Source organism: Gordonia effusa NBRC 100432, assembly GCF_000241305.1.
GTDB lineage: Bacteria > Actinomycetota > Actinomycetes > Mycobacteriales > Mycobacteriaceae > Gordonia > Gordonia effusa.
Genome location: NZ_BAEH01000049.1, coordinates 41,431 through 48,625 on the forward strand (window position 1 = coordinate 41,431; position 7,195 = coordinate 48,625).

At 64.1% G+C, this 7,195-nt stretch carries 6 protein-coding genes; 1 reads left to right on the forward strand and 5 read right to left on the reverse strand.

From position 1 onward, the window contains the following. Positions 1-15: 15 nt before the first annotated feature. The 3 genes from gmk to GOEFS_RS08845 all read right to left on the reverse strand — a co-directional run bounded on the left by gmk (position 16) and on the right by GOEFS_RS08845 (position 2,211). A complete protein-coding gene (gmk, locus tag GOEFS_RS08835; RefSeq protein ID WP_083837275.1) occupies positions 16-633 on the reverse strand; it encodes a guanylate kinase in 618 nt (205 codons plus the stop codon). Position 634: 1 nt separating this feature from the next. Beyond that, positions 635-952, reverse strand: a complete 318-nt coding sequence (gene mihF, locus GOEFS_RS08840; RefSeq protein ID WP_007317555.1) for an integration host factor, actinobacterial type — start codon at positions 950-952, stop codon at positions 635-637. A 329-nt stretch (positions 953-1,281) separates the two neighbouring features. Next, the gene (locus GOEFS_RS08845; protein ID WP_007317556.1) at positions 1,282-2,211 is read right to left on the reverse strand and encodes a DMT family transporter; all 930 of its coding nucleotides are present in this window, start codon (positions 2,209-2,211) and stop codon (positions 1,282-1,284) included. Between the two features lie 112 nt (positions 2,212-2,323). On the opposite strand from GOEFS_RS08845, the gene GOEFS_RS08850 reads away from it, so the two are divergent. Next, positions 2,324-3,211 carry a LysR family transcriptional regulator gene (locus GOEFS_RS08850; protein WP_245549799.1) on the forward strand — a complete coding sequence of 296 codons (888 nt, stop codon included), beginning with the start codon at positions 2,324-2,326 and terminating at the stop codon, positions 3,209-3,211. 107 nt (positions 3,212-3,318) lie between these two features. Here GOEFS_RS08850 and pyrF read toward each other — a convergent pair whose 3' ends face one another. Beyond that, entirely contained in the window at positions 3,319-4,149 is an 831-nt protein-coding gene (pyrF, locus tag GOEFS_RS08855; RefSeq protein ID WP_007317558.1) for an orotidine-5'-phosphate decarboxylase, read from the reverse strand. After that, on the reverse strand, positions 4,146-7,195 hold a 3,050-nt coding region (carB, locus tag GOEFS_RS08860; RefSeq protein WP_007317559.1), incomplete at its 5' end, for a carbamoyl-phosphate synthase large subunit. The genes carB and pyrF, both read right to left, overlap by 4 nt.

Genomic DNA, 7,195 nt, shown 5'->3' on the forward strand with positions numbered 1-7,195 from the left:
GGCGTCCGTCTGGCGTCAGTGCGCCACGCCGGCAGGTCCAACCAGCAAGGATACCAACTCATTGGCCGTCTGGTCGACTTCGCGGTTCACCAACACCTGGTCGAAGTTGTCCATCGATGCCATTTCGACTCGAGCGGTCTCCAGTCGGCGGGCCACTTTCTCGGGCGATTCGGTGCCGCGGCTGGTCAATCGCTCGACGAGATCTTCCCAGGTCGGCGGCGATAAGAAGACCGTACGAGCTTCCGGCAGTTGCGCTACGACGTTGGCCGAGCCTTCCAGGTCGACCTCGACCAATACCGGCTTTCCGGCTTCCAGCGCGTCGAGCACCGGCTGTCGCGGGGTTCCCGACCGCTGCAAACCACCGTGGATCTCGGCCCATTCGAGCAGCTTGCCGTCGGCGATCAACGTGTCGAAGTCGGCGTCGGAGACGAAATGGTAATCGCGGCCGTCGACCTCACCGGGACGCGGGTCGCGGGTGGTAACTGAAACGCTGAAGAACAGCTCGGGCAGCAACTCACGGACGCGATTGACGACAGTCGACTTGCCGACAGCCGAGGGGCCGACCAAAACGATCAGTCGGCCCCTCGGTGAACTGGCGGTCCGCGGACGGACCGTCGAATTCTGCTCGCTCAAATCAGGCGAGGTCGAACTTTTCCAGCAAAGCCTTGCGCTGACGGTCGCCCAGGCCGCGCAGACGGCGGGTAGGAGCGATCTCCAGCTCGGTCATGATCTCGCCGGCCTTGACCTTGCCAACCTTCGGCAGGGCTTCGAGCAGCGCCGAGACCTTCATCTTGCCGAGGATCTCGTCCGTCTCGGCATCCTTGAGGACCTGCTTGAGGTCGGTGCCGCCACGCTTCAGGCGCTCCTTGAGCTCCGCACGGACACGGCGAGCAGCAGCTGCCTTCTCCAACGCTGCGGCGCGCTGCTCTGGTGTCAACTGGGGAAGTGCCACGGGTTCCTCCGTAAATCGTGATCTTCGTCTTGGGGCGGCGCGCACGGGTAGTGCTCGCCTGGCCGCGATTGAATGCGGCGCGTGATCGACCGTACCCAACGTGAGCAGGCATTTCGAGGGCCACCCCACTAAAACGTCGAGATGACGGTGTTGTAGCGTCCAGGTCGTTTGCCCAAGACCGATTCCCTCTCGCGAGGTGGCTATAACCAACGTTGGCGCAGGTGAGAGTAGGAAAATGGTGCGGCGACCGACCGTCGATGCTGCGACCAGTGTGACCAGTGGTGTGTAACAACGCCGGTCAGCAGATAATTTGGACGAGTTCGGTCACATCAGCGTGTCGCGGCCATCGAACCGCATTCGACGCCGTTGTCCGACGTCGAATCGGGTTGCGTTCGAGTTCCGGCGCGAGCGCCGTCATTGCCGAGCGCGCATGCCGCCGCACCGAGCACGAGGCCGACGATCACACCGATGTCGGGCCGTTCGGCCAGGATCGCCCAGGTCAGTAGTGCGGCGATCGACGGGATGACCCCGAACAGTAGGGACACCGCGGACGCCCCAGCGCGCCTGATGGCGGCTAGGTAAAGACTGGCCGCGATCACCGAGTTCGCGATGACAAGGACGGCTATCGATCCGATCGCGGCGCCGGTGTTGGTGATGTGCTGCGTCGTCAGGGCCGCGAAGACGCCGGCGGGCACCACGGCCGCCGCGGCTCCGATCGCGTTAATCGCCATCGGATGGCCGTCGGTCATGAACCGTTGTTGATACACGCCGCCGAATGCGAGGCCGATCACCGCGACGATGACCCACACCACGGCCAGGTCGATATGCCCGACGTCGGCGACGCGGCCCGCGAAGGCCGCGCAGACCGCGGCGAACGCGATCACCACGGCGCAGATTCGTCGGGCGGACAAGCGTTCCCGCAACAGCAGGCTCGCTAAAGCGGCGGTGATCACCGGGTTCATCGCGATAACCAGCGCCACCAGAACCGGTGACACCCCGGCGTACATCGCCTCGTAGCAGCCGACGAATTGCATTCCCTGCGTTGTCAATCCGATGACCACCGCATGCCACGCCTGCCGACCTCGCGGCCAGTCGAGGCGGCGAATGCCGACTATGGCGGCGAGAATGAGCGCGCCAAGGACGAACCTGGCGATCAACACCACACCCGGCGTCGCGTATCGCACCGACAGTGCGCCGACCGGATAGCCCAGTGCGTAGAAGATCGCCGTAGAGGCCGCCAGCGTCGGAGAGAGTCTCATGCCTTCATCTGACCGCTAACCGTTCACATTGTCTAATCAAAAAATGGATCGTAATTGATAAGCAAACGTGAACTTACTAGCGCGCCGAGCACGGGGAACCTAGCCTGATGTGGTGGCACGCACCTTCGACATCACTCCCCTGCGCTCGCTAGCCGCCGTGGCATCGACCGGCGGCGTCCACCGCGCCGCACAGTCGCTAATGCTGACACAATCCGCGGTTAGCCAGCATCTTCGCAAACTTGAACGCGAGGCTGGCACCCCACTCGTTGTCCGCGACGGTCGTCGGCTCGCGTTCACTCCCGACGGCGAGGAACTACTCGGGCACGCCCGGGCGATCCTAATCGCCCATGACGCCGCCGTGCAGCGATTCGATAAGCATTCACATACGGTCATGTCGGTTGGTACCGCCCAGAACAGCGCCGGGGTGGTACTGCCCACGCTGATGTCGGAGCTGCGACTCTTGTTGCCGGACAACGAGATTCGCTTTCATCTGGACCGCAACGTGACCGTCCGGCAGATGCTCACCGACGACGATGTCAGCATCGCGGTGACCTCGCGTGTGGCACCGGAGCTGCGACCGCGCCCCGACGGGCTGCGCCTGCAATGGCTGTGGTCGTCGAACATACAACCACCTGGCGACGACGAGGAGATTCCGCTGACGGTCTTCACGCCGCCATGTACGTTGCGACAACCCAGCTTCGACTCCTGGAGCGGCACTGGACACACGTGGCGGGTGCACGCCGAGGTCAACGATTTGGCGACCGGCCTCGACGCGGTACGCGCCGGAGCCGGCGCGATGCTGGTGCCGGTGCTCGATCGGCTCCCCGACGGCTTGCGCCCATTGCCCGGCGCCCCGGCGGCCCCAGCCCTGCAGTTGGCGGTGGTCTACACCGATCGGACACCGTCGACGCTGCGCGACGCCGTGCAGAAGACGCTGATCAACCTCATCGGCGCCGATCGAGTCGAACTTCTGTCCAACGACACCTTCGCCATGCCCTGACCTTCCGTGCCCCTCCGCCGCCAGTGAAAATCGTCCGAATAGTTGCCCCGCTGGGGCAATATGCCCTCGGCGGGCAACTATTCGGACGATTTTCACGGCTCGGGGGCCTAGGCCAGCGCGGCCTCGACCTCGTCGCGGGTTCGCTCGTAAGCACTACGCAATGCCCCGACGTCGGGACCGGACGTCAACAATCCACGCGAACTCGCCGGCAGGACCCACGACGGGTCCGCTCCCGCGAATACTTCCGGCAGATCGGCCGGTGTCGCGCCCTGTGCACCTAGCCCCGGAGCGAGGATCGAGCCGCGCACCTTCGACAGATCCAGTCCGTGCGCACGAGTCGCGCCGACGACCAGACCAACCGTTCCCCGACCATCGGCGTTATGCGCAGCAGCATCGTCGACGATGCCCTGAGCGACCGTCGTACCGTCTGTGCGCGTTGCCAATTGAAGCTCGGCACCTTCTGGATTCGACGTCCGCGCTAGCACGTACACCCCGCGGCCAGTCGCGTCAGCCTGCTCTATGGCAGGCTTTAACGACCCGAAACCGAGATACGGCGACCCCGTGACGGCGTCGGCGCATAGCGGTGACGCGTCATCGAGCCATGCCGTGGTGTAGGCGGCCATCGTCGAGCCGATATCGCCGCGTTTGGCGTCGGCGATCACCAACGCGCCGGCCGCCCGACAGGCGGCGATCACCGACTCCAGTGCGGCGAGTCCCGCGGAACCGAATGCCTCGAAAAACGCCACCTGCGGTTTGATCACCGACGCGGTCGGGCCGAACGCCTCGGCACAGATTTCACCGAATTCGACGACGCCGGCCGCCGACACCGGCAAGCCCCACTGTTTCAGCAACGGCGGATGCGGATCGATACCGGCGCATAACCGGCCCCTCGCACCGACCACCGCGCAATATCGCTGCGCGTACCCGCCCTCGGTCATCGACCTTGCACCAAAGCCGCGTGCCGACTTTGCAGCGACCGGACACCCACGTCGCCACTCAACGCCGCCTCGATACCCTGCACGGCAGCGCCTGCGCCCTGCACCGTCGTGATGCACGGGATATTCACCGAGACTGCGGCAGAACGGATTTCGTAACCGTCGACGCGCGGGCCGGACTGCCCGAATGGCGTGTTGATCACCATCGCTACGTCACCGGCGCGGATGGTATCGACAATCGTCTGCTCCCCCGTCGCGAGGTTGGTATCGGAGTGCTTATGCACACGCGTGCACTGAATACCGTTGCGCTCCAACATATCCGCGGTGCCTTCGGTGGCCAGGATGGAGAAGCCGAGATCTGCCAGACGCTTCACCGGGAACAGCAGCGCTCGCTTATCCTTATTGGCCACCGATACGAAGATCGCACCGCTGAGCGGTAGCGACCCATAGGCGGCGGTCTGCGACTTGGCGAACGCGCGGCCGAAGTCGGCGTCGATGCCCATCACTTCGCCGGTCGACTTCATCTCCGGGCTAAGCAGTGAGTCGACCCCGGTCCCGTCGTGACGGCGGAATCGGTTGAATGGCAACACCGCTTCCTTGACCGAGATCGGTGTCTGCACCGGAGCTTGCCCACCGTCGCCGTGCGCTGGCAAGATGCCCTGCCCGCGCAATTCGGCGATCGACGTACCCAGCATCACTCGCGCGCATGCCTTGGCCAGCGGCACGGCAGTCGCCTTCGATACGAACGGGACGGTCCGGCTGGCGCGCGGATTCGCTTCCAGCACATAGAGAATGTCGTCCTTGAGCGCGTATTGCACGTTGAGCAAACCGCGCACACCGATCCCCTTCGCGAGAGCTTCGGTCGATTTACGGACCGCCTCAAGGTCGGCTCGACCGAGGGTTACCGGTGGCAGAGCACATGCCGAGTCACCGGAGTGGATTCCCGCTTCTTCGATATGTTCCATCACGCCGCCGATGTAGACGTCGGTGCCGTCGCATAGCGCGTCGACGTCGATCTCCACCGCGTCTTCGAGGAAGCGGTCGACCAGCACTGGGTGGTCCGGCGTCAATTCCGTTGCGCGCGAGATGTAATCGCTCAGTGACGCTTCGTCGTACACGATTTCCATGCCACGTCCGCCGAGCACATACGACGGCCGGACCAGCACCGGATAACCGATCCGATCGGCGGTCTCGCGTGCTTCGTCGAAAGTCGTCGCGGTGCCGAACGCCGGTGCCGGTAACCCGGCATCGGTGAGCACCTTGCCGAATTCCCCGCGATCCTCGGCGAGATCGATGGCCTCCGGACTGGTGCCGACGATCGGTACCCCCGCTTCGGCCAAGCGATGGGCCAGCCCAAGCGGCGTTTGCCCGCCGAGCTGGACAATCACGCCGGCCACCGTCCCCGACGTCGACTCGGAGTGGTAGACCTCAAGCACATCTTCGAAGGTCAACGGCTCGAAGTAGAGACGATCGGCGGTGTCGTAGTCGGTCGACACCGTCTCCGGGTTGCAGTTGACCATGACCGTCTCGTAGCCGGCCTCGGTCAGCGTCATCGCCGCGTGCACACACGAATAGTCGAATTCGATTCCCTGCCCGATCCGGTTGGGACCGGACCCGAGAATCAGGACCTTTGGCCGATCCCGTTGCGGCGCAACCTCACTCGTGGCCGCCGGGTCGAGTTCATAGGTGCTGTAGTGGTATGGCGTGCGTGCTTCGAACTCTGCGGCGCACGTATCGACGGTCTTGTACACCGGCCGAACATCGAGTTTCACACGGTGCGCGCGTACCGCGGCCTCGTCGGCGAAATCGCTTCGCAGAGCAGCGATCTGGCGGTCGGAGAAGCCACTCGACTTCGCCAACCGCAGCAGCGGCTCGTCGAGGGTGGCGGCGTCGCGGATGTCATTGCCCAGCGCACCGATCGCGGCGATCTCGGCCAGGAACCACGGATCAATCTTGGTTGCCTCGTAGAGGTCCTCAATGCTGGCACCGGCGTCGAATGCCAGCATCAGCCCGTACAGCCGACCGTCCTTGGGCACCGACAGTTCTTTCAATAGCGCGGGCAGGTCGACGCTGGCCGGATCGGGCCGGTCGGCATCGGTCCAGAATCCGGCGGCTTTGGTCTCCAGCGACCGCATCACCTTGCCGAGTGCCTCGGCGAAACTGCGGCCCAGGCTCATCGCCTCGCCGACCGACTTCATGGTGGTGGTCAATGTGTCGTCGGCACCCGGGAACTTCTCGAAAGCGAAGCGCGGCGCCTTCACGACGACGTAATCCAGCGTCGGCTCGAAACAGGCCGGCGTTTCCTTGGTGATGTCGTTGACGATCTCGTTGAGGCTATAGCCGATGGCCAGTTTCGCGGCGATCTTCGCGATCGGGAAACCGGTCGCCTTCGACGCCAAGGCCGACGACCGTGACACGCGCGGATTCATCTCGATGACGACCAGCCGTCCGTCGGTCGGGTCCTGAGCGAATTGGATATTGCAGCCGCCGGTATCGACGCCGACCTCACGCAGAATGTCGATGGAGAGGTCGCGCATCTTCTGATACTCACGGTCGGTCAACGTCATCGCGGGCGCGACGGTCACCGAGTCGCCGGTGTGCACACCGACCGGATCGACGTTCTCGATGGAACATACGACCACGACGTTGTCGCGGTTATCCCGCATCAATTCGAGTTCGTATTCTTTCCAGCCCAATATCGACTCTTCGATAAGGACATTCGCAGTCGGCGATGCGGCGAGACCGCCGCCGGCGATTCGCTCGAGATCGGCATCGTTATATGCCATACCCGAGCCGAGCCCACCCATCGTGAACGACGGGCGGACCACCACGGGAAACCCGAGCTCGTCTACCGTCGCACGAACTTCGTCCATCGTGTGGCACACGGCCGACCGGGCCGATTCGCCCCCGACCTTCTCCACGATGTCCTTGAACATCTGCCGGTCCTCGCCGCGCTGGATGGCATCGAAGTCGGCGCCGATCAACTCGATGCCGTACTTCTCCAGCGAGCCACGATCATGCAGTGCGACAGCGGTATTCAACGCCGTCT

Coding starts and splice junctions, on each gene's coding strand:
- GOEFS_RS08845 (WP_007317556.1), bottom strand. CDS start 2,211: ATGAGACTCTCTCCGACGCTGGCGGCCTCTACGGCGATCTTCTACGCA.
- pyrF (WP_007317558.1), bottom strand. CDS start 4,149: ATGACCGAGGGCGGGTACGCGCAGCGATATTGCGCGGTGGTCGGTGCG.